The organism is Nocardia yamanashiensis (assembly GCF_021183565.1).
GTDB lineage: Bacteria > Actinomycetota > Actinomycetes > Mycobacteriales > Mycobacteriaceae > Nocardia > Nocardia yamanashiensis.
The window spans coordinates 1,711,019-1,733,048 of the sequence record NZ_CP089226.1 but is presented as its reverse complement, the minus strand read 5'-3'; the positions used below and the strand labels follow the sequence as shown (position 1 = coordinate 1,733,048).

Annotated in this window: 20 protein-coding genes; 13 read left to right on the top strand and 7 right to left on the bottom strand. The window is 66.7% G+C overall.

Annotated elements, in window-relative coordinates; genetic code table 11:
- Window positions 1-65: 65 nt before the first annotated feature.
- Window positions 66-1,307 (bottom strand): oxygenase MpaB family protein, encoded by a 1,242-nt coding sequence (locus tag LTV02_RS08325; RefSeq protein WP_233039428.1) that lies wholly within the window; start codon window positions 1,305-1,307, stop codon window positions 66-68.
- 396 nt (window positions 1,308-1,703) lie between these two features.
- On the opposite strand from LTV02_RS08325, the gene LTV02_RS08320 reads away from it, so the two are divergent.
- The 4 genes from LTV02_RS08320 to LTV02_RS08305 all read left to right on the top strand — a co-directional run bounded on the left by LTV02_RS08320 (window position 1,704) and on the right by LTV02_RS08305 (window position 7,183).
- Window positions 1,704-2,882: a Rieske 2Fe-2S domain-containing protein gene (locus tag LTV02_RS08320; protein ID WP_067712596.1), complete on the top strand. Its 1,179-nt coding sequence runs from the start codon at window positions 1,704-1,706 to the stop codon at window positions 2,880-2,882.
- A 94-nt stretch (window positions 2,883-2,976) separates the two neighbouring features.
- Window positions 2,977-4,299 (top strand): family 1 glycosylhydrolase, encoded by a 1,323-nt coding sequence (locus tag LTV02_RS08315; protein ID WP_233039427.1) that lies wholly within the window; start codon window positions 2,977-2,979, stop codon window positions 4,297-4,299.
- Window positions 4,300-4,420: 121 nt separating this feature from the next.
- Window positions 4,421-5,380, top strand: coding sequence for an acyl-ACP desaturase (locus LTV02_RS08310; RefSeq protein WP_233039426.1), 960 nt, complete (start codon window positions 4,421-4,423; stop codon window positions 5,378-5,380).
- 108 nt (window positions 5,381-5,488) lie between these two features.
- Window positions 5,489-7,183 (top strand): sensor histidine kinase, encoded by a 1,695-nt coding sequence (locus LTV02_RS08305; RefSeq protein ID WP_233039425.1) that lies wholly within the window; start codon window positions 5,489-5,491, stop codon window positions 7,181-7,183.
- 24 nt (window positions 7,184-7,207) lie between these two features.
- Here LTV02_RS08305 and LTV02_RS08300 read toward each other — a convergent pair whose 3' ends face one another.
- From LTV02_RS08300 to pdxR, 4 genes are all read right to left on the bottom strand, one after another.
- Window positions 7,208-8,176, bottom strand: coding sequence for a family 2 encapsulin nanocompartment cargo protein terpene cyclase (locus tag LTV02_RS08300; protein ID WP_233039424.1), 969 nt, complete (start codon window positions 8,174-8,176; stop codon window positions 7,208-7,210).
- A gap of 779 nt (window positions 8,177-8,955) precedes the next feature.
- Window positions 8,956-9,615 carry a hypothetical protein gene (locus LTV02_RS08295; protein WP_233039423.1) on the bottom strand — a complete coding sequence of 220 codons (660 nt, stop codon included), beginning with the start codon at window positions 9,613-9,615 and terminating at the stop codon, window positions 8,956-8,958.
- A gap of 244 nt (window positions 9,616-9,859) precedes the next feature.
- A complete protein-coding gene (locus tag LTV02_RS08290; RefSeq protein ID WP_233039422.1) occupies window positions 9,860-10,849 on the bottom strand; it encodes a DUF2332 domain-containing protein in 990 nt (329 codons plus the stop codon).
- A 154-nt stretch (window positions 10,850-11,003) separates the two neighbouring features.
- Window positions 11,004-12,428, bottom strand: coding sequence for a MocR-like pyridoxine biosynthesis transcription factor PdxR (gene pdxR, locus LTV02_RS08285; protein ID WP_233039421.1), 1,425 nt, complete (start codon window positions 12,426-12,428; stop codon window positions 11,004-11,006).
- A 46-nt stretch (window positions 12,429-12,474) separates the two neighbouring features.
- Here pdxR and LTV02_RS08280 point away from each other — a divergent pair, with 46 nt between their 5' ends.
- From LTV02_RS08280 to LTV02_RS08270, 3 genes are all read left to right on the top strand, one after another.
- Window positions 12,475-12,960, top strand: a complete 486-nt coding sequence (locus tag LTV02_RS08280; RefSeq protein ID WP_084534978.1) for a carboxymuconolactone decarboxylase family protein — start codon at window positions 12,475-12,477, stop codon at window positions 12,958-12,960.
- Window positions 12,961-12,990: 30 nt separating this feature from the next.
- The gene (locus LTV02_RS08275; protein WP_067712616.1) at window positions 12,991-13,218 is read left to right on the top strand and encodes a SelT/SelW/SelH family protein; all 228 of its coding nucleotides are present in this window, start codon (window positions 12,991-12,993) and stop codon (window positions 13,216-13,218) included.
- A 103-nt stretch (window positions 13,219-13,321) separates the two neighbouring features.
- The gene (locus tag LTV02_RS08270) at window positions 13,322-13,759 is read left to right on the top strand and encodes an SRPBCC family protein (RefSeq protein WP_233039420.1); all 438 of its coding nucleotides are present in this window, start codon (window positions 13,322-13,324) and stop codon (window positions 13,757-13,759) included.
- 12 nt (window positions 13,760-13,771) lie between these two features.
- On the opposite strand, the gene LTV02_RS08265 is transcribed toward LTV02_RS08270, so the two are convergent.
- Entirely contained in the window at window positions 13,772-14,353 is a 582-nt protein-coding gene (locus LTV02_RS08265; RefSeq protein WP_233039419.1) for an Rv1733c family protein, read from the bottom strand.
- 232 nt (window positions 14,354-14,585) lie between these two features.
- Between LTV02_RS08265 and LTV02_RS08260 the strand changes: the two genes are divergently transcribed.
- From LTV02_RS08260 to LTV02_RS39205, 5 genes are all read left to right on the top strand, one after another.
- Window positions 14,586-14,738, top strand: coding sequence for a hypothetical protein (locus LTV02_RS08260; RefSeq protein ID WP_233039418.1), 153 nt, complete (start codon window positions 14,586-14,588; stop codon window positions 14,736-14,738).
- Window positions 14,735-15,475: an RNA polymerase subunit sigma-70 gene (locus LTV02_RS08255; protein ID WP_233039417.1), complete on the top strand. Its 741-nt coding sequence runs from the start codon at window positions 14,735-14,737 to the stop codon at window positions 15,473-15,475. Before LTV02_RS08260 ends, LTV02_RS08255 begins: the two co-directional genes overlap by 4 nt.
- Window positions 15,476-15,773: 298 nt before the next feature.
- Complete coding sequence (locus tag LTV02_RS08250; RefSeq protein ID WP_233039416.1) at window positions 15,774-17,027, top strand: cytochrome P450; 1,254 nt, start codon at window positions 15,774-15,776, stop codon at window positions 17,025-17,027.
- 519 nt (window positions 17,028-17,546) lie between these two features.
- Entirely contained in the window at window positions 17,547-19,316 is a 1,770-nt protein-coding gene (locus LTV02_RS08245; protein WP_233039415.1) for an acyl-CoA dehydrogenase family protein, read from the top strand.
- Window positions 19,317-19,551: 235 nt separating this feature from the next.
- Entirely contained in the window at window positions 19,552-20,022 is a 471-nt protein-coding gene (locus LTV02_RS39205; protein WP_269821613.1) for a transcriptional regulator, read from the top strand.
- A 17-nt stretch (window positions 20,023-20,039) separates the two neighbouring features.
- Here the strand turns inward: LTV02_RS39205 and LTV02_RS08235 are convergent, their stop codons facing one another.
- A complete protein-coding gene (locus tag LTV02_RS08235) occupies window positions 20,040-20,324 on the bottom strand; it encodes a hypothetical protein (protein ID WP_233039414.1) in 285 nt (94 codons plus the stop codon).
- Between the two features lie 453 nt (window positions 20,325-20,777).
- On the opposite strand from LTV02_RS08235, the gene LTV02_RS08230 reads away from it, so the two are divergent.
- Complete coding sequence (locus tag LTV02_RS08230) at window positions 20,778-21,968, top strand: cytochrome P450 (RefSeq protein WP_233039413.1); 1,191 nt, start codon at window positions 20,778-20,780, stop codon at window positions 21,966-21,968.
- The last annotated feature ends 62 nt before the right edge of the window (window positions 21,969-22,030 follow it).

Here is a 22,030-nt window from a genome sequence, read left to right as displayed (position 1 = left end):
AGTCGATTCGGTAAGAATTCGATTCGGCGAGCCGGAGGTCCGGCCCGCCGAAGTTTCGAAGCAGGTCAACGCGGTGGTTGGCTGAGATCGCGGTTGGCCGTGGGGATTTCGATGCTGATGGGCATGCGCAACTCGGCGAGGTACCAGAGCGCCGACTGGCGCAGGAACTCGTCGAAGAGCCAGTACACTTCCTGGGTCGGCGGCACCACGGTGAGCACGCCCTCGCGGACCGCGATGAAAGGGCCCCAGCTGAAACGCAATAGCGGATCCCAGACCGGTTCCCGGGCGATGGCCAGACCGTCGGCGATGGCATCGCCGAGCAGGAAGCGGGTGAACGCGCCGAGTACCGGCTTGGTGAGAATGGTCAGGTCGAGGTTCACGCCCAGCCGCAGCAGCCGGTCCGCGAGTTGCGCACCCTCCGGCGTCGCCGCCAGGATCGGGTCGAGCACTTGCGCTGCTTGGGAATTCGCCTCCGCCCACGAGTTGGGGATGTATTCGTCGCGCACGCCGAGCATGTGCGCGGCGACCTGCCACGAGTGCAGGAAGGCCTCCGATTCGCTCCCCGGAATCGGCACGTTCCACGCGGTCAGGTGCCGCATGACGGTGGTGGGCAGGCTGTGCCAGGTGACCATGATGTCGTTCTGGCTGATCGGCACCTGCTCACCGGAGTACTGCAGCCACTGCGGCGACTGCGGCAGCAGGTGCCGGACCGCGGCGTGCACGAGGCGGGTCTTGACGCAGGTCACCACCATCTCGCCGTCCGGGCCGTAGGCGTTCGCGGTGCCGATGTCGTAACCGAGCTTGGCGGTCTTGGAGATGCGGTCCTTCAGATCGTGGCCGCCCTGCGAGTAGTACACGGCGCGGGCCTCTTTGGGGATGACGGTGCTCATCATCCCGCTGGCCAGCCCGTACAGCACGCCCAGATACAGCCCGCGCTTCTTGTTGAATTCGACCGCGGTCGCCAGCTTGCCCGCGTCCGCCCACTGCGGCAGCCGGCGCGCGTATTCCATGAAATCGCGCAGTTCGGCCGGCAGCCCGTCGGGCAGCGCCTGGCCATTGCGGGTCCAAGTCCGCAGCAGCGCATTGACTCTCGGCACGTCGCCACTGTCGAGCAGGGCCGCGACCACCGGATCGGCCTCGGCATCCCACACCGTGAGCGGATCCGCGCCCGCGCCGGTACCCGCTACGGAACCTTCCGGTGACCAGGTCCAGGGTTCCGCCCGCGCGGGGGCCGTCATGGCGAGCGCACCGAGCGCTCCCATCGCCCCGCCCATCTTCAAAGCGTTCCGCCTGCTGAATCCGTCCATGCCTGCGCTCCTCGTCGAGACTGGATCCTGACCACACGACCAGAATCACGAGTCACATAATAGATCCGGACTTGCATGCCAAAGGCAGAAACCAGCGATTGCGTTCAGAATGACCAGTAACATCAAGCGGCGCCGGTCGCGGGCCCGGCACGTCGGAGAGCCACGAATCAGGTCCCGCTCACGCCGCCCCCTACCACGGCACGCCACCCCTCCGCACCTCCGGGAGTGCCGCCGAGTGAACTAGAACACGCCCGCGCATCACGAAACGCGTTCTGCCACGCTCGATGCCGATACGGGTGCCTCACGGTGATGGCTCGCAATTTGCGCAGTCCCGGATCGGGCTCAAAGCTGGATCGGTTCCGAAACTGTTGGCGCACTGGGCAGGTAGACAAAACGATGGTTACAAATGCACCGAAGCAGGGTCGTGGCGTCCGGGAGATCGACGTGGGCGACGCACCCACGCGGTTCGCGCGCGGCTGGCACTGCCTCGGCCTGGCGGAGACCTTCCGGGACGGAAAGCCGCATTCCGTAGAGGCTTTCGGTACCAAGCTGGTGGTGTGGGCCGACAGCGACGGCGAGATCAAGATCCTGGACGCGTACTGCCGGCACATGGGCGCGGACCTGTCCAAGGGTTCGGTCAAGAACGGCGACATCGCCTGCCCGTTCCACGATTGGCGCTGGAACGGCGCGGGCAAATGCAGCGAGATCCCGTATGCCCGGCGAGTGCCGCCGCTGGCCCGCACCCGGGCGTGGACCACGCTCGAGCGCAATGAGCAGCTGTTCGTCTGGCACGACCACGAAGGCAATCAGCCCGCGCCGGAGGTCACCATCCCGGTGATCGAGAGCGTGTACGGCCCCGACGGCGTGCGCGGCGCGGACTGGACGCCGTGGACCTGGCATTCGCTGGTGATCGAGGGCGCGCACTGCCGCGAGATCATCGACAATGTCGTGGACATGGCGCACTTCTTCTACATCCACTACGCCTTCCCGACCTTCTTCAAGAACGTGTTCGAAGGCCATGTCGCCACCCAGTACCTGCACTCCAAGCCGCGCACCGATATCGGCGTCGGCGCCGAGTTCGGCGACAGCCTGCTGTTCTCCGAGGCGTCCTACTTCGGCCCGTCCTACATGATCAATCCGCTGCGCAACAGCTTCGGCGGATTCGAGATCGAGAGCGTGCTGATCAACTCCCACTACCCGATCAGCAACGACTCGTTCGTACTGAACTGGGGCATGACCCTGCACAAGCCCGCCGGCATCCCCGACGACGCCGCGGACATGCTGCTGGAGAAGATGGAGGAGGGCATCAGCATCGGCTTCCTGCAGGACGTGGAGATCTGGAAGCACAAGTCCAAGATCGACAATCCGCTGCTGTGCGAGGAGGACGGGCCGGTCTACCACCTGCGCCGCTGGTACGAGCAGTTCTACGTCGACGTGGCCGATATCGACCCGAAGTCGGTGCAGCGCTTGGAATTCGAGGTCGACACCACCAAGGCGAACAAGGCCTGGGAGCGGGAAGTCGCCGAGAACCTCGCCAATCAGGCCGCAGCGGCGCCGGTACCCGCCATGGACTGATATCGACCCGGCATATCCCCGCAATAAACTGCAGCTATCCAGGAGTTAGTCACCGAATTCACTCATTTCGAGTACTGCTCCCGGGGATGTGCTCATGCGCACACTATTTCGCTGTCTCGTCGCGGTCGCCCTCGTCATGGCCGCGGTACTGCTACCGGGCTGCGGGGTCGCACGCACGGCCCCGGAAACCCCGCCCGGTGCGCTCGGCGGGGATTTCCGCTGGGGTGTGGCGGCCTCCGGATTTCAATCCGAAGGCCAGTCACCGGACAGCAATTGGACCCGCTACATCGATGCCAATACCGGGTGGGACCGGCTCGGGGATTCGGTGGACTTCCGTTCCCGGTATCGGTCGGATATCGCACTGGCGAAGCAGCTGGGCGTCAAGGTGTTTCGCATCGGCGTAGAATGGGCGCGGCTGGAAACCCAGCCGGGAGTGTGGGATCCGGCCGCGTTCGCCTTCTACGACGACGTCGTCGACGCCATTGTCGCGGCGGGGATGCAGCCGATGCTCACCCTCGACCATTGGGTGTATCCGGGGTGGGCGGCCGATCGCGGCGGCTGGCGCAATCCGGGAATGGTGGCGGACTGGCTGAGCAATATGCGCAAGGTGGTCGACCGTTACGCGGCGCGCAATCCGATCTGGGTGACCGTCAACGAGCCGGTCGCCTACATCATGCACGAGGTGCGGCAGAATCACACCGACGCCGGGCAGATGCTGGGGCGAGTAGCGCAGGCGCACAACGAGATTTACGACTACATCCACCAGGTGCAGCCGAATGCCATGGTGACCAGCAATGTCGGGTATGTCGCCGGGGCGGAGTCGCAGGTCAACGGGCCGCTGCTGGACCTGATCGGCGATCGGCTGGATTTCGTCGGGGTGGACTACTACTTCGGTTACGAACCACCGGAACTCGTCGCCGTGAATTTGTCCGACGGCTCGGCCACCGCACCGTCGGGCATGTGGGATCTGCCCGTGCGGCCCGAGGGAATTTACTATGCGCTGCAGCACTATTCGAAGCGATTCCCGGGAAAACCGCTGTGGATAGTGGAGAACGGGCTGCCGACCGAGAACGGGAAACCGAGGAGCGACGGCTATACGCGGTCCGACCATTTGCGGGACACCGTCTACTGGTTGCAGCGCGCGCGGGCGGACGGCATGAATATCATCGGCTACAACTATTGGAGCCTGACCGACAACTATGAATGGGGCTCGTACACGCCGCGGTTCGGGCTCTACACCGTCGATGTCCGTACCGATCCCACGCTGACGCGTACCCCCACCGATGCGGTCGCCGCCTATCGTGAGGTCATCGCCCGGGGCGGGGTGTCCGCCGAGTACCGGCCGGTGCGCGAACCGGCCGAGTGCGGATTGGTCGACCCGCCCGCCAGCTGTGATGCCCCGGTCACGGTCCCCTGAACGGATTCAAGATCAAAGTCACTTTCCGGTGGGACTTTCGGCCCTGTCTCCGGCGCCGCCGCCCCGTCACGGTGGTCCGGGAGATCAAGAGCAACTTCGGACCGGAAGGCGGACCATACCCGTGGCGCGTGAGCTGACGCAGCGTGAGATTCTCGTCGAACTGGAACCGGTCGCCGCGCAGGCGCTGGACCGGCACCTGTCGGTGTTCAAGGACTGGCATCCCCACGACTACGTGCCGTGGGACGACGGGCGCAATTTCGCGCAGCTCGGCGGAATCGATTGGGACCCAGAGCAGTCCAGGCTCTCGGAGGTGGCCAAGGCGGCCTTGGTCACCAACCTGCTCACCGAGGACAATCTGCCCTCCTATCACCGGGAGATCGCCGAGAACTTCTCACGCGACGGTGCGTGGGGCACCTGGGTGGGGCGCTGGACGGCCGAGGAGAACCGGCACAGCGTGGTGCTGCGCGACTACCTGGTCGTCACGCGCGGGGTGGATCCGGTCGCGCTGGAGAACGATCGCATGGCCCATATGACGCACGGTTTCACCGCGCCCGTGGACGCCGCCACCGCCGCCGCGCACGCCGGATTCCTGTACTCGGTGGCCTATGTCAGCTTCCAGGAACTGGCGACCCGGATCAGCCATCGCAATACCGCCAAGGTCTGCGACGACCCGATCGCCGACCGCATGCTGCAACGGCTCGCCCTGGACGAGAACCTGCACATGATCTTCTATCGCACGCTCTGCGGGGCGGCCCTGGAACTGGTGCCCGACCAGGCCATGGAGGCCATCGACCTGATCGTCGAGAACTTCCGCATGCCCGGCACCGGGATGCCGAACTTCCGCCGCAACGGGGTGCTGATGGCCAAGCACGGCATCTACGATCTGCGCCAGCATCTCGAGGATGTGCTGGAACCGGTGCTGCGGCAGTGGGATGTGTTCGGCCGCACCGACTTCGGGCCGCGCGGAGAGCAGGCGCGCGATCGGCTGGCGGTCTATCTGGAGCAGTTGCGGTCGGTGCAGATCCCGCGTTTCGAGGAGCAGCGCGACCGGTCGCTGGCCCGCGCCGCCGCACGACGGTAGGGACCGCCGATCCGACCGCGAACGGAGCCCGCGGGTCCTCGCAAATAGACTGCGAGCACGCAGTACGCCACGATGCTGCGGATCCCGCACAGAAAACACGGACCTCAGATGACCGGTGATCCTCGCGATTCCTTCTCGGTGCGCGGCACCCTGTCGCAGCTGCGGCTGCGCGAGCTGCTCACCGAGGTCAAGGATCGCGTCGATCAGATCATCGACGCGCGAGACCGGATGGACGGCCTGGTCGAAGCCATGCTGTCGGTGACCGCGGGACTGGACCTCGATCAGACACTGCGCACCATCGTGCGCACCGCCATCAGCCTGGTCGACGCCCGATACGGGGCACTCGGGGTGCGCGGCGCCGGGGCCGAACTCAGCGCATTCATCCACGAGGGCATCGACGAGGAGACCGCGGCGCGGATCGGGGAACTGCCGGCCGGGCGGGGCGTGCTCGGAGTGCTGTTCCTGCAACCCGATCCGATCCGGCTGGACCGCATCGCCGACCATCCGGCGTCGGTGGGGTTTCCGGACGGGCATCCGCCCATGCACACCTTCCTCGGGGTGCCGATCCGCATTCGCGAGGAGATCTACGGCAACCTGTATCTCACCGAGAAACGCAACGGTCTGCCGTTCAACGAGGACGACGAGGTGATCGTGCAGGCATTGGCCGCCGCCGCCGGTATCGCCGTCGACAATGCCCGGCTCTACGAATCGGCGCGCACCCGGCAGGCGTGGATCGAGGCGACGCGGGATGTGGCGACCGCGTTCCTGGCCAGCACCGATGCCGGTGAGGTGCTCGGGCAGGTGGTGCAGTCGGTGCGGGTGCTGACCGGATCCGAGCGGGCGTTCCTGGCGGTCACCGACGACGAGGAGCCCGACGACAGCGGCGAATTGCGGATCGCGCGGTGGTCGGGTCCCGGTGACGGGCCGAGCAGCGGGTTCGTTCGTACCGAGGGGTCCGCGGTCGGGCAGGTGTTCGCCGGGGGCATGCCGCTGCGCTTCGATCATCCCGTCGATATCGACCTGGGCAAGCCGATCGCCGATCCCGGGCCGACGCTGATCCTGCCGTTGCGGGCGCAGAGCCGTACCTTCGGGGTGCTGGTCATCGTGCGGTCCATCGCCGCACCGGTGTTCTCGGACGAAATCCTGGGATTGGCGGCGGCTTTCACCGATCAGGCGGCGCTGGCCATCCAGATGGCCGAGGCCCAGCGGCGGATGCGGGAACTCGACGTGCTCACCGACCGCGACCGGATCGCCCGTGATCTGCACGATCACGTCATCCAGCGATTGTTCGCGGCCGGGCTCAGCCTGCAGGGCACCATCGCTCGCGCACACACTCCCGAAGTGCGGCAACGACTTTCGGATGTGGTGAACGATCTGCAGGAAGTGGTGCAGGAGATCCGCACCTCCATCTTCGATCTGCACGGGGGCAATGATCAGAGCACGCGGTTACGGCTGGAGCAGGTGATCGCCCGGCATACCGCCGACACCGGAATCCGCGGCACGCTGCGGGTGTCCGGGCCGCTGTCGGTGGTCTCCCCGGTCCTCGCCGATCACGCCGAAGCCGTGGTCCGCGAAGCCGTCAGCAATGCGGTGCGGCATTCCGGCGCCCAAACCCTCTCCGTGACAATCGAAGTCGCCGACGACCTGACCATCGTCGTCGCCGACGACGGGCGCGGCATCCCCGACGATGTCATTCGCAGCGGGCTCACCAACCTGGCGCGCCGCGCCGAGGAGATGGGCGGGACGTTCGCCATTCTCGGCGGTGACGGCACGCGGCTGCGCTGGTCGGCTCCGCTGGAGTAGAACGCTTTCGGTTCTCACCCGCCGCTAGCGGTACCTCGGGTTGGTGTTGTGCCATTCGAACGAGCCGCCCATCCAATGACGGAGGCCGCGCAGGAAGGCCTGCAGTTCGGGGGACGGGATGGTGCGCAGGGCGGTGATATCGGCTTCGAAGTCGCGGACCATTCGATTGTGCAGTTCGACGGTGACCTCGGTGGCGTCGGCCACCGAGCAGCCGCGGTCCGCCGCGATCTGCAGCACGATATTGCAGACCGGGTTGGGGTCGGCCGCATCCTTTTTCACCGACACCAGGTCGTTGATCAGGACCGCGGCGGTGCCGGCCCGGAATGCCGCCAGCCGGACGCGGTCGTCGTAGAACAGATTCGCGGGCACCTCGTAGCCGGCCACCGGGTCGATCAATGCCATCGATGTGTAGAAGGTGTCGTGCTGCCGCGCCGCCAGATACTCCCAGGCCGCCGGCGACTGGCCGCTGTGCCGCCAGGCCGCGTACGCGGTCCAGGACACGAACATCGCGAATGTGGCGTAGCAGGCTCGGTGTACCTGGCTCGGTGTCGCGTGCAGGCGCAGGTTCGCCATCGCGGAGGTGAAGGTGCGCAGGACTTTGTCCGATGTCATGGCCTCGTTCAGCGGCACGCTGAATTCGCCCGCGTCCGGCAGCGGGTCCATCGCCGCCATCACAAGCGTCAGGCGTTGCGGCAGTCGTGTCGGGTCCGCGCCGAGCGCCGAATCATCGGCGTAATAGTCGTCGGCCATCCACCAGGCGGCATTCATCTGCGCGGCGATGAGCAGCCGGTCCGCATCGTCGCAGTCGGAGTGCGCGAGCATGACGAGCCGTCCATACCCCGTCTTGCGCAGCTTCTCCAGTTCCTCCGCCGTGAACCCGAGCGAATCGGCCCAGGCCACGAGCCGCTCGTCGACTTCCTCGGCCAACCGGTCGTCGACCCGCGCCGCGGGGGGAACGAGTACGGGCGACGCCGAACCATCCCCCCATTCCACCAGGCGACACGGTTCGAGATCCGCTGTCAGCCGTCGCAGCGGAAGCCGGAACGTGCCCTCCCCCAGCCGGATTCCGGCCGCGCTGAATCCCGGCGCGGATACCCGCACTGCGAAACCGCTAGGCCGATCCGCAGCGTGCCGAGCCTCCGCAACGCCGCCCGCCGTCGCGCTTGCCACTGGTGCACTCTCGACCGGTGCACCCCCGACCGGTGAACTCCCAACGAGTGCACTCTCGACGAGTGCACCCTCTACTGGCGCACTCTCAACCGGTGCACCCTCTACTGATGCACTCTCAACCGGTGCACCCTCTACTGGTGCACTTTCGACCGGTGCATCCTCAACTAGCGCACTCTCGACCGAAGCACTCGCCGCACGCGGGCTCTCCACCGGTGCGTCCTCAGCCAAGGCGACTGGCGCACTCTCAGCCGACATGCTCCCCAGCGTCGCACTTTTCGCAATCACCGCGTCCGGCTCGTCCACGAACCGCCGCGCCAGCACGCTCCCGAGCCCGGTCGGCCCACTGAACGCCGGCAATCTCCCCGATCGCACCGTATCCACCGCCGGCCCGGCGGACCGCATCTTCTCGCCATTGTTGCTGGGCACCGGCATCATGTCGCTCCATCGCATCGAAGAGGTCATCTGGCAGCAGGCAGGACATCGAAAGGTGAAGCAGTACTTCAACTATCGATCATCGGCTCCGCGCCCGCAGGCGATTCCCCAGAACCCGCCCCCACCCGTCCACAGAACCGGACAATCCGACCGAAAACCAATCGACCAGTTCAATAGAGTCCCAGCTCAGGACGAATCCGCGACGCCCAGTCCGCCTCCCGCCCGGCGACCCGGCACAACACTTCGTAGTGCACCAGAAAGCTGAAACAGGCATCCACGAGTTGTCCGGTGGCGTGGCCATCGACCACATAGAGATCGTCGGCGAGGAGCCGCCGAGCCCCCGGCAGAAATGTCAGCCCGTCGCAGTCCTGCATCACCTCGCCGCGAAACGAACTCCCCGGCGCCATCGACCCCCAATCCCCCGGCTTGCCCTCGAGCCCGAAGGCAACGATCAGATTGGTCCGCAAGTACACATGCAGCACGTGATAGAGCAGAAACCCCAGGTTGTTCCCCACCGCCTGCCCACCGGGCCGGCACTCGAGCACGGCCCGAATCTCGTTGTCACCGAACGACAGCAGCTCCCGTGTGCGCCCGGCCTCCATCAGCCCCACGAACTCCGAGCATCGGCAGCCCCAGTGGTCGGACTGCGGAAGGGGCGGGGTGAGCGGCGCTTCATCCGGCCCATCGAACCCCCACCCGCGCACGGCGTCCTGCGCGCGCCGCCCGCCGTCTTCGATGAGTTCCCGCAACGCATCCCCGAACCGCGTCAACCGCGCACTCGCCAGCACCACCTCCCGTGTCGCCCGGGGCATCTCCCCGGGCAGCGTCACCGCATACCCCCGGGTCTTCCGAAACACCGCCGTCCCGCGAGTCACGCACTCCGCTCGCGCGCAAACCCGGCCGGCCAAGTACTTCCGCCGCTCGACACGAATCGCAGTCCTCTTGTCCCCCACATGAATCCGTCCGCAATCCCCCACCGGCAATGCCACTCCCGGATCCCGATACCGGCGCACCAACGCCGCCAAGTCCGACCAATCGAGCTGCCCAGGAGAATGCGGATAGAGCACGCTCCGATTATCCGCACCGACCAGAACCGCGCGCGAACCAATCCAGCCACTGCCCGTGCGCACCGGCATACGCCAACGGCACCCCATCCAACGCAACGACGAACCGCCCCGGCGTCTCCGCCACCGGCACCGGAAGCCGCTCCGCCACCGAGCCGATAACCCCGCACCCCTCATTCGACACCCAATGACACCCCAACCCCCGGACCGTCCGCTCGAACCGAACCCGCTCCTCGGCACTCGAATACGCCAGCACAGCACTGTGCATGACCACCACGGTCGCCCCGTCCGGAGCCATCGAAACCAGTTCCGCCACAGTCTCGTTCAAATCCCCCGTCACCAAATGCGCCGGATCCGTCCGCGCAATGGCAATCGCACCCCGCAACCGCCGCACCCGCTCCGGCTGCCCGGGCCACACCAGAGCCTCCAGCCACCGCATCTGCTCGAAGTCATTGACATCCAACGGATTCAAATCCACCCCCGCCCGCCAAACCACCTCCGGCAACCGCTCCGGAATAGGCGGCTCCCCACTGATCCCACACCGCAACCGAACCTCCGAAGCTCCCCCTTCGGGATCAACCCCACCCCGCCTCTCATACCGATAACTGAACCGATCCGGATACAAACACAACCCCGCCGAAGCCCCCACCTCGATCAACGCCAACGGCCCCGCCAACCCGGCCAGCACCGGCAACAAAACCGCAGCCCGCCCCACCTCATTGGTCTGCGTCCTCTTACTCATCACCACCCCCACCACCGCATCCCAATTTCGCACCACCCACTCCCGAAACTCCCCATACGACACGTCCCCCACCCCCAGAAACCGCGCCGCACTCAACACCAAATTCGGCTGCCGCTTCTCCCAAGGCAGCCGCCCGATCAACCCCAACACCCCCGGATCGTCCGCAATCCCCAACGCCCACAACTCATAAAGCCCCGAGCTCCCCCGCGCCTCGACCTCACCGAACCGCCGATACCACCCACCGGTCTCCCCACTCATCCACCCTTCCTACCGTCCACCCCCACCCCGGACCACCCTCGAAATCACACTGATCCGTCACCCGCTCCCCAGATCCCACCGGCGAGGAACGCATCCCACATCTCCCCGGGAAACCACAGCTCCGGCCCGCCGCCACCGTCCTATCGAATTCGGGTCAGGACAGCGTGCGTACCAGGGCGTCCAGGGCTGCCGGGTAGGCGCTTTCGGACGGTGCGCCGAAGCCTACGACGATTCCTTGGGGTGCGGTTTCCGAGTTCTCCGAAAGCCACATGCCGGACAGGCCGTCGAGGGCCAGGCCGTAATCGGCTGCGCGGGTCAGGACTTCGTGTTCGGTCAGGCCTGCGGGTTCGAGGCGGATGAGGGCGTGGAGGCCGGCGGCGATGCCGGAGAGGGCGTAGCCGGTGAGGGGCCGGCCGGCTCGGGGTTTGAGGCGGGAGGCGAGGAGGTCTCGGCGGCGGCGGTAGCGGAGGCGGGAGGAGCGGATGTGGCGGTCGTAGGCGTGGGAGGTGATCAGTTCGGCGAGGGTTAGCTGGCCCAGGGTTTCGGAGTGGTTGTCGGTTAGCTGTTTGGCTTCGGCTACGGGAGCTACGAGGTGGGGTGGGAGGACCATCCAGGCGAGGCGGAGGCCGGGGCCGAGGGTTTTGGAGGCGGTGCCGAGGTAGACGACGTGGTCTGGGGCTATGCCTTGGATGGCGCCGACTGGTTGGCGGTCGTAGCGGAATTCGCCGTCGTAGTCGTCTTCGATGACGAGGTGGCCGGCGCGGGCCCAGTCGGCGAGGCATTGGCGGCGGGCCGGGTTCAGGGTCGAGCCGATGGGGAATTGGTGGCTCGGGGTCACGATGGCGGCGCCGATGCCGTGGAATTCGCCGGTGGTGAGCAGGTCTACGCGGGCGCCGTCGTCGTCGACGGGGAGCGAGGTGACGGCGGGACCGGCGGCGTGCACGGTGTCGCGGAAGGACGGGATGTACGGGTCTTCCATGGCGATGGTCGAGGTGCCGGATGCGTTGAGCACCTTGGCGAGTAGGGCCAAGCCCTGTTGCACGCCGCTGGTGATGATGATGCGGTCGGGGTCGGCGAGGACGCCGCGGGTCCGGCCCAGGTAGTCGGCCAGTGCGGTGCGGAGTTCGATACGGCCGCGGGGATCGCCGTAGCCGAACGCGTCGGCCGGTGCTTCGCCGATTGCCTTGCGGGCCGCTCTGAGCCAGGCGCTGGTGGGAAACCGGCTCACGTCGGGACTGCCCGCCCGCAGGTTGTAGCGCGGTGCCGCAACGGGTTTCGGCACTCCACTCATGGACGGGGCGGCACGGGTCGTCACCGATGCGGCGACCCGGGTTCCGGAGCCCTGCCGCGCGGTCAGATGCCCCTCGGCGATCAACTGGTCATACGCCGCCGTGACCGTCCCGCGCGACAACCCCAGTTCCGCGGCGAGGGTCCGGGTGGACGGCAACCGGGATCCGGCAGCCAGGCGGCCGGCACGAATCGCCTCCCGCAGCGCGTACTCCAAACCCACCCGCCGCCCGGTGTCGGGCGTGACGACCAGATGCAGATCGACATCCGAAGTGGACCATAATTTCGACATCCGATTGGCTCCTCCAATTGATCCATTATCGCCATACCGTTGAAGCATGACAACGAAGACCACCGCTTACGTCCAGCCCACCACCCGCCTCGCGGTCGACGAACTCGCCCCCGAAATCGCCAAGGCCATGAACGGCCTCGAGCGAGCCGCGGGACGCACCTCTCTGGAGAAGCCGCTCCGCGAGCTCGTGAAACTCCGCGTGGCCCAGATCAACGGCTGCGTCTACTGCGTCGACATGCACTCCCGCGACGCGATCGCCGGCGGCGACACCTGGCGCCGGGTGAACCTGGTCGCCGTCTGGCGTGAAGCTCCCTTCTTCACCCCACGTGAACGCGCCGCGTTCGCTCTCGCCGAAGCCATGACCCGCCTCGCCGACAGCGAAGTGAGCCAGGACATCTGGCAGGCGGCCGCGGAGGAGTTCGCCGATCAGGAACTGGCCGAACTCGTCTGGCACATCGCGATCATCAACACCTGGACCCGGCTGGGCGCTACCACCCGCCCCTGGACCCTGTCCGGCGACGAAAACGCCTGACCACCAACCACATCCACTAGGAGCGCCATCATGTCCGAAGTCGTCATCACCTACTGCAAGCCCTGCGGCTATCTGAAGCACGCCCGCGCCGCCGCCGAAGCCCTCGACAGCCGGCTCGGCATCGAACCGGTGCTCACCCCGGGATCGGGCGGCGTCTACCGGGTCACCGTCGACGGCGCGGTCGTGGCCGCGAAGTCCCGCCAGGGCTTCCCCAGCCCCGACCAGATCGTCACCGCGGTAGCCGAATCCATCGCGTGAACCAACCCCGAAGTGCTGTGTGAACCCGGTGAGCGTAGCTACCGTGAGCGGGAACGATCGGGCCGCCGGGCCCGATCGCATCCGCTGTGGACAGGAGTGGCTCATGGCTTTCGCATTCGCATCCGCCGTTATCAACGCCCCCGCCGAGGAGGTCTGGGCTCGGCTGCGGGACTTCGGGGATCTGAGCTGGCATCCGGCGATCGCTTCCTGCGAAATCGTCTCCGACACAGGGAAATCCGAGGTCGGAGCGGTTCGGCGGATCATGACGGCGGGCGGAGATCTCATCGTCGAGCGGTTGACCGCCATCGATGACGACCGGCGCAGCTTCAGTTACGTATTCGAGGAGGACCCATTCGGGGTGCGGTCGTATCACGCGACCTTGAGTTTCACCCCCGTCACCGCTGACGGCACCACCTTCGCGCACTGGGAGACCCGGTTCGACGCCGACGCCGATGCCGAAGCCCGCCTGGTGAACACGTTCGGCCGCGATATCTTCCAGGCGGGATTGCAGGCCTTGGACAAGGCGCTCTCGCAATCCTGAGCGGACGGGCGCTCACAACCCCTGCCGCCATTCCCGTTCCCACCGAATGGCGCGGTGCCGCTCACGGATCCCCATGAGCCCGGAGAGCGAAAGCAGAGCGAGACCCCAGATCCCCAGCAGCACAACCAGACCGACCATTATGCCGGTGCTGACGGGCGACGGAGCTGCTGCGGGGTCCTGGGTCGGTTGTCCCGCCTGATCGAGCCAGATGGTGACTTCTTCCCCGCGACGCGCTTCGGCCGGAACGTCGGCCTCCCCCGTGTAAGCGGCCCCGTCCCGAACCCATCGCACCGATGCCGTAGCCGTGGACGACACCTGACGGCCGATATCGTCGCCGACCGCACCGAGCTCCGGATCGGCGAGGACGGTCGCCGGAACAGCGGTCTTCGTGGCGTACTGCGCCCGGAACCGAAGGGCGGCATCGCTGTACGCACTGGTCCCCACCGCCGCCCCCACCGGAACCGCCGCCAGCATCACCACCCCGAGAACCAGCACGGCCCAAGCCACCATCCGATCGAGGCCGTCCATCAACGGATTCGGATTCCACGGCCCGGCCCGCCAGGCCCGAACCGGCATCGACGGATAGGTCGTCATCCCGCGGCCACCTCCTGATCGTCGGCGAGTACTCGACTTCACCGGTCAGCAGACCACCGCGCGCGACCGCGCGTATCCCCCGATTCGGATGAGACGTCAGTCGTGAGTGACGGCGAGGTACATGCGATCGCCTGGCCGACCCTGCCGGTCGGAATGTGCAGGCGTTCGCCCGCACGTCTTACCCACGATCCCGGCGTTGAGCCCGGCTAAACGTGCGTTCCAGGATTGCGCGTTGTTCGCCGTCGCCGGGCTGGGCAGGCTGATCGATAGTCGATCCGAAGGGGATGCCGTGCGCAAGATGGTGGTCCTGACCTACCTGTCGCTGGGCGGCGTGAGCGAGGCCGGCCATCGCGGCGATGTCCCTCATCCAGCGGGCAAGCCGTGACACTCGACTGCGATCTCGCACCGGTCCGGGACCTCGGCGGGCAGCTCGAACCGTTCCGCCGCGAACTCACCGCGCACTGCTACCGCCTGCTCGGCTCCGCGTTCGAAGCCGAGGACGCGGTCCAGGAGACGTTGTTACGAGCCTGGTCGAGGTACGAGACGTTCGAAGGCCGCGCACAGCTGCGCACCTGGCTCTACCGGATCGCGACCAATGTCTGCCTGGACATGGCCGAAGCCACGCAACGCCGCGCACGGCCGATGGATCTGTCCGAATGGGTGACCGAATCGAACCCGGCCGTACGCGCGTACGCGGCGCGGGGCGGGTCCATTCAGCGGGTGCGCTCCGGAGATCCGGCCGACCTCATGATCGAACGGGAATCGGTGCGACTGGCATTCATCGCCGCACTGCAGACCCTGGCACCGCGACAACGAGCGGTGGTGATCATGCGTGATGTGCTCGCATGGTCAGCTGCGGAGACCGCGGAGATACTGGACACCACGATCGCCACGGTGACCAGCTCGTTGCAGCGGTCTCGGATCAAACTGTCCCGCATCGACTACAGGGGCCACGACGCTGCACGGTCCCTCGACGACGAGCAGAGACTACTGCTCGCCAAGTACATCGAGGCGTTCGAAGCACTCGACATCAGCGGGCTCATCGAGTTGCTGCGCGCCGACATGGCGATGAGCGTAACGCCTCGCCGACCTATTGTTGGCCAAGCGGAACCGGCCGCCTGAAGCCCGAGACTGCCATTGCCGATGCCGCCACCGAACCCGCTGCGGCCCAGCTGATTCGGCGTTGCGCAGGACTGCTTGCACTCATCCGGAACTCCTGTTCGCGAACCCCGCATTTCCGGGCGGAAATGATCATCGCCGGGGGTTCGCGAACACTAACGTTCACAGGGTGCGAAGTGGATCGATTTCAGTTCGGTTCGGGCGCCCCACCTTCCTGGAGCGGACCCCGGCAAATCGGACCAATCGGTATGTATCGCGGTCTGGGTACTATTCTGCCGCAACCGAATTCAAGGAGTCTTGCGTGTATCCGCAGCGCGTACATCAGGGTGCCATGTTCAATTCGCAGTCCACGATCGAAGGCGCCGGGCCCCGGGTCCCGATCTACAGCCCGGAGTTCGCGGCCGATCCGCACGGCGCCTATGCGCGGATGCGCAGGCAATACGGGTCGCTGGTGCCCGTCGACATGTGGCCGGGCGTGCCCGCCACGCTGGTGATCGACTACGCGACCGCGGTGCGCATTCTCGGCGACTCCGACCACTTTCCGGCCGATCCGAGCACCTGGCAGAAGAGCGTGCCCGCCGACTGCCCGATCCTGCCGATGGTCGAGGCCCGCCCCAATGCCATTCGCACCAGCGGCGCCGCGCACATCCGCTACCGCCGGGCCATCAACGATGCGCTGGAGGGGATCAACCAGTACACGGTCGAGACCATGGTGAGCAATTCCGCCATCCCGCTGGTCAATTCGTTCTGCGAGGCCGGGGAAGCCGACATCCTGAGCCAATACGCGCTGCCGCTGGTCTTCTCGGTCTTCTGCCAGATCCTGGGCTGTCCGCCCGATATCGGGCAGCGGGTGGCGGCGGCCAGCGCCGCCATGTTCGACGGCGTCGACACCGCCACCGTGAACGCCCAGATGGGCGAGGCGCTGCTGGATCTCACCGCGTTGAAGCGGGCACACCCGGCCGATGACGTGGCCACCCGGCTGGTCCGGCATTCGGCCGGACTGTCCGACGAGGAGATGGTGCATCAGCTGGTGCTGTTGTTCGCCGCCGGCGTCGAACCGCCGCTGAACCTCATCGCCAACACCCTGCTGCTGATGATGACCGACGACCGCTTCACCACCCCCGCGGGCGGGGTTCCGCTGACCACCCGCAATGCCATCGACGAGCGGCTGGCCACCGATCCGCCGATGGCCAACTACTGCATCACCTATCCGCGCCAGCCGGTCCTGCTCGGCAACGTGTGGCTGCCCGCGCACCAGCCCGTCATCATCAGCATGGCCGCCTGCAATACCGACCCCGCGCTCAATACCGGCGCATTCGCGGACAACGGCTGGAACCTGGCCTTCAGCAGTGGCGCGCACGCCTGCCCGGCCCAGGCGCGGCCCTACGGCATTCTGCTCGTGCACGATGTCATCGACCAGCTGTTGGATCTGCTGCCCGACCTCCGGCTCGCGGTCGCTCCCGATGAACTGGTCTGGCGGCCCGGGCCTTTCCACCGCGCGCTGACCACCTTGCCGGTGAAGTTCCCGCCCGTGCGTCCCTTCGCCGTCGTCTAGCTGCAGCAACCCGGCGCACACCGGCGCGGCGGCGGTAGTGCCACGCGGGCAGCCGATCTCGCGATCGCGGCGGCTGCCTGCGCCGCTGACCGTTTTGTGAATGTTCACTATGAGTGGCCACACAATGTGTGTCACACTGCAATTGTGAACTTGTCGGTCGAAAGCAACTGTGCGGCAATGACGTTGCCGCCCGTTGCCCCGACCACGAGAACAGTCCGGCGCCCGGCACCCGCCGCACGCCCGCCGTTTGCCACACCCCGCCCGCCAGGCCCCCACCGCACGGACTCCCCCGCGCACCGCGCGCACTCGCCCGCCCGTGCCGCGGCCGGCCTGCCGCCGATGGACAGGGGTGCGTCGAGCCAGTGACAGGTGATTCCGCCGCCCCCGTCTCCCCGCACCCCGTGCTGCCCGCGTAAACGCCCCGCAACACCGATGCCGGTGGGCGAGACCGCGCCGCGATCGCCTTCCATGCCCGGTGGGTGTCTTGCCGCCGGGATCTGTGAATGAGTAGGAGCGGTTATGGACACCCATGGGCACACCCGGCAGAACTCGCTGGCCGAAATCCTTCGGCACGGCCCCTCGGACTTCCACCGGAAGCTGCAACAGGTCCTCAGCAACCCGGACTATTTCGTCACCGAGCAGCAGAGTCAGGCGCTGCGCCGGGAGAACGCCTACGACCAATTGCGTTACCTGGTCAAGGAAATCGGCAGCACGCAGGCCATCGCGACCGATCTGCCGTCCCTGTTCGCCGTGTTCGACTGGTCGGCGGTGCTGGCGACCGATCTCATCCCGCTGATCTCCGGGCACTACAACCTGGCCTCGGGCAGCCTGGCCACTCTCACCGATTCCGATTCGGCGGCACCATATCTGGAGGATCTCGACGACGCCTCCGCCATCGGCGTCATGCTGCTCACCGAGTACGGCTGCGGCTCCAATATCGGCTTCATGCAGACCACTGCCACCTGGGACGGCGATGGCTTCGTCATCAGCACCCCCAACCCGCGCGCCCGCAAATTCATGCCCAGCGTCGGGATTCCGGTGTCCCGGGTGTGCGTCGTGGGCGCGCGCTATATCGACCCCACCGGAACCGATCACGGCGTGCACCTGTTCACCGCACGGCTGCGCGGCGCCGACGGCCAACCGGCTCCGGGCGTCTCCATCACCCAGCTCGATCATCAGCCGCTGGTCATCATGGACAACTCGGTCATCAGCTTCGACAAACTGCGCGTCGAACGCGACGCCTGGCTGAGCAACGACCTGGCCACCATCGACGAGCACGGCGTGCTGACCTGGCGCGACGAGAGCAGCCGCAAGCGCGGATTCGCCTCGGCCATCAGCCAGCTCACCGTGGGCCGGCTGGCGCTCTCGTCCTGCCTCAATGCCGCCGCCCGCGCCTCGCTCTACATCGCGCTGCGCTATGCCGCCAAACGCGTGGTGCCGCTGACCCCCTTCGACACCCCGTTCATGCTCGACATCCCACACGTGCGCGACACCCTGCTCACCGATCTGGCCGGCACCGTGGCCCGCACCATCTACGGCAACTCGATCAAGACCTTCCTCGCGGGCAGTGATCTCACCGCGCGCGACACCGTCGTCCGGGTCATGCTGGCCAAGCACTTCATTCAGCCGCACGCCCTGCAGACGGTCACCGACAGTCGGCTGAAAATGGCCGCCCAGGGCATGTTCAGCGCCAATCGGGTCGCCGACTATCTCGGCGTCTGCCATGCCGCCATCACCGGCGAAGGCGATTGCCACGTCCTGGGTTCCGTCGCCGGACGCGTACTGGCCAAGGACCTGGCCGGCAAACCGGTCCCCGAAGCGGGGCTGCACGATCCCGGCGACCCCGTCGGCCGGCTGGGACTGCTGGGCGCTCGCACCTTGACGATCGTCGCCGAAGCCCAGCAGTTCCTGGCCACCCAGGCGCTCGCCGACCGGCTCGCGGTCATTCCGGAAGCGCTCAATCTGGCCGAGGCCTACTGTGCCGAGGAAGCGCTGCACCTGCTGCACCAGTACGAAGATCAACCCGAGATAGCCGCCGTGCGTGATGTGTTCGCATTGCAATATCTCAACGAGCATGCGGCGTGGTATCTCACCCGCGGGCTGCTGGACATCGACGGCGCCCGCGCCATCCAGCAGCAGTTCCGCGACGCCATCGACGCCCTGGCCGAGCAGTTGCCCGCGATCTTGGCCGCGTTCGAATTCGACGATGCCGTGCTGGGCGCACCGGTGCTCGCCGACGATATCCCGGCAGCATGGGAGGCGCGCCGACAGGAATCCCAGCGCAGCTGATTCCCGGCGGACAGGCTGATCACCGTACGGAGCCCGGTCGGTACTGCGAGATCGACCGGGCTCCGGCGTGTCGCTACGACAATTCCGTGCCACGGTGGTGACCTGTCGTGCCGAAGTTGCCGCTAATTCGGGATTGCGGGAATGTCGCTGTACCGGTGGGGCGTTGGCCCCGGTACCGTGCCCGAGACTTCCCGACCGTCGTGTTCCACCCGGACCGAAGCGGAGAACTATCGACATGACCAGTGCAGTCCACGCAGTTCGAAGGGGCTACCTACCCGCGTCGCAGCATGCCGTCGCGCAGTTCGCGGCGCGGCTGGATTGGTTGCTGAACAATGCGGATTCGGCGCCGATGACCCATTTGGAAGTGGTGGCGGCCTTACGCGCGCAAGGGCATCGGCTATCGGCCGGATATCTCTCGCAGTTGCGCAATGGCGTGCGGACCAGGCCGTCGAACGGGCTGGTCGCGGCGTTGGCGCATTACTTCCGCGTCGATGTGGAGTACTTCTACGTGCCGGCGCGCATGCCGGAACACGCTGCCGCGCAGCACGATCGATGCCTGGCGGGGCAGATGTCGCAACCCCGGCTGCGCCGCCTGCTGACTACCGCGAGCGGGCTGTCCGCGGAGTCGCTGGAGCTGCTCGCCGATGTCGCGGCGCGGCTCTACGCCGGCGAATACGATGCGGCCACCACCGCCGCCACCGCATGAGCGCCGCCGGGGCGAGGTCAGCAGCGAGTGCCCAGGCGCAGGGCGGACTTGCTGTCGAAATTGTCCGGGTCCACCGCGGCCCGCACCACGGTCTGTTTGGCGAGGTCGACCAGGAAGGTCCAGCCGCCGGTCAGGATGACGCCCAAGGCATCGGTGCGATTCACCTGAATGTACTTGGCGCTGTCCGGAACCCGGCGCGCGGTGAACCTGCCGAACCGGGTCTCGGGCGCCTTGGCCCGCACCAGATCGATCGCGGCGGTGGCATCGGCGCCGAGGATCTCCGTCGCGGGATTTGCGCTCACGGTCTGCACGACTGTCCTTCACTCGAAGCAAGTTTCGATTATCGGCACTTTCTATACCGAATATCGGCGCCGCGCGCACATCCTTTCGACAACAGCGCCCCCGCCCGGACCAGGTAGTAGCATGATCAAGTGATCGAAACATGTTATGGGCAACCCGCTTTGATGTTTCGCAGATCCTTCCGGCGCACGGCGACAGGTTCACCCGAACCGTGCGGCGAGTGACGACGTCGAAATCATCGATGCAGATCTTCTTGCAGGGCAAATAGATACACCGCGACACGACAGCTGGACAGCGATGCGACTACCTCGGACGACTTCGATGCTGCTCAGCTGACCGCGGCGCGGTCGGCACACTCGTTCCAGGGAGCTCGCTCACATGACAGGTCTATCCTCCGCAGGTCAACGGCCGAATCCGGGCCGCCGCAGCAACATTCCAGCGGGTCCGCGCCGCCGATGAGACTGCACTCAGCGGCCTTCGCCGCCGACCCCCATCACCATTACGATCAACTCAAGCGCGAGCACGGCGCCCTGGCCCCGGTGGAAGTCGCCGACGAGGTACCGGCCAGTCTGGTACTGGACTACCGCACCGCACTGCACGTGCTCAACGACGCCGACCACTTTCCCGCCGATCCGCGCGCCTGGCAGAGCACGGTGCCCGAGCAATGCCCGGTGCTGCCGATGATGGAGTGGACGCCCGTCGCGGGCAAACACGATGCCGGACAACATGTCCGGTACCGATCGGCCTACAACGCCGCGCTCGGCGACATCGATCTGTTCCGGCTGCGCACCTCCGTCGAAGCGATCGCCGTGCCGTTGATCAACGACTTCTGCGAGACGGGTGCGGCCGACCTGCTCGGCGACTACGCCGTCCCGCTCACCCTGCGAGTGATCAACGACCTCATGGGTTTCTCACCCGGGGCCGGTCAGCGCCTGGCCGCGGCGATGACGGGCCTGGAGGAATCGACGGACGCGGCGACCGCCGATACGCACGATCGCCGGTTCCGGGCCGCCATCGCCGAGATCGTCGCGGCCAAACGCGCGATTCCGGGCGGCGATCTGATCTCCGCGCTGGTGCACGATCCGGTCGAACTCGACGACGCCGAAATCGTCGCGCTGGCAGCGGTGCTCTATGCCCGCGGCACCGCGCCCACCTGGAATCTCATCGCGAACACGCTCTTGCGAATGACGACCGACCAGTTCTTTCGGGACATGCTGCTCGGCGGATCGGTCTCGACGCGTGACGCCATCGAAGAGGTCCTGTTCCGCGATCCGCCGCTGGCCAACTCGTGCGTGCGCTTCCCCCGGCAACCGCAGATCGTGGGCGATGTCTGGCTGCCGGTGGATCAGCCGGTGATCATCAGTTCCACCGCCTGCAACAACGACTCCGAACTGACCGGCGACCGCACCGGCAATCGCTCCCATCTGGCCTGGGGTGCGGGACCGCGCGCCTGCCCGGCCCAATCGGTGGCCATGGTGATCGCACAGGAAGCACTCGATCAACTGCTCGACGCCCTGCCCGATATCGTCCTGGCGGTACCGCCGGATCAGATTCGATGGCGGCCGAGCGCCTTCCATCGCGCGCCGTACGCGGTGCCGGTGAACTTCGCTCCCGCGCCGCCGCTTCCGGGTTCCCGGGCGGGCTGAAACGCCGCGGGCGGACCCGTCGATAGACCAGAGGGTACGGATGGTCCGTCGTCCTCGTCTGC

Coding starts and splice junctions, on each gene's coding strand:
- LTV02_RS08325 (WP_233039428.1), bottom strand. CDS start 1,307: ATGGACGGATTCAGCAGGCGGAACGCTTTGAAGATGGGCGGGGCGATG.
- LTV02_RS08320 (WP_067712596.1), top strand. CDS start 1,704: ATGGTTACAAATGCACCGAAGCAGGGTCGTGGCGTCCGGGAGATCGAC.
- LTV02_RS08315 (WP_233039427.1), top strand. CDS start 2,977: ATGCGCACACTATTTCGCTGTCTCGTCGCGGTCGCCCTCGTCATGGCC.
- LTV02_RS08305 (WP_233039425.1), top strand. CDS start 5,489: ATGACCGGTGATCCTCGCGATTCCTTCTCGGTGCGCGGCACCCTGTCG.
- LTV02_RS08290 (WP_233039422.1), bottom strand. CDS start 10,849: ATGAGTGGGGAGACCGGTGGGTGGTATCGGCGGTTCGGTGAGGTCGAG.
- pdxR (WP_233039421.1), bottom strand. CDS start 12,428: ATGTCGAAATTATGGTCCACTTCGGATGTCGATCTGCATCTGGTCGTC.
- LTV02_RS08280 (WP_084534978.1), top strand. CDS start 12,475: ATGACAACGAAGACCACCGCTTACGTCCAGCCCACCACCCGCCTCGCG.
- LTV02_RS08275 (WP_067712616.1), top strand. CDS start 12,991: ATGTCCGAAGTCGTCATCACCTACTGCAAGCCCTGCGGCTATCTGAAG.
- LTV02_RS08270 (WP_233039420.1), top strand. CDS start 13,322: ATGGCTTTCGCATTCGCATCCGCCGTTATCAACGCCCCCGCCGAGGAG.
- LTV02_RS08265 (WP_233039419.1), bottom strand. CDS start 14,353: ATGACGACCTATCCGTCGATGCCGGTTCGGGCCTGGCGGGCCGGGCCG.
- LTV02_RS08245 (WP_233039415.1), top strand. CDS start 17,547: ATGGACACCCATGGGCACACCCGGCAGAACTCGCTGGCCGAAATCCTT.
- LTV02_RS39205 (WP_269821613.1), top strand. CDS start 19,552: ATGACCAGTGCAGTCCACGCAGTTCGAAGGGGCTACCTACCCGCGTCG.
- LTV02_RS08230 (WP_233039413.1), top strand. CDS start 20,778: ATGAGACTGCACTCAGCGGCCTTCGCCGCCGACCCCCATCACCATTAC.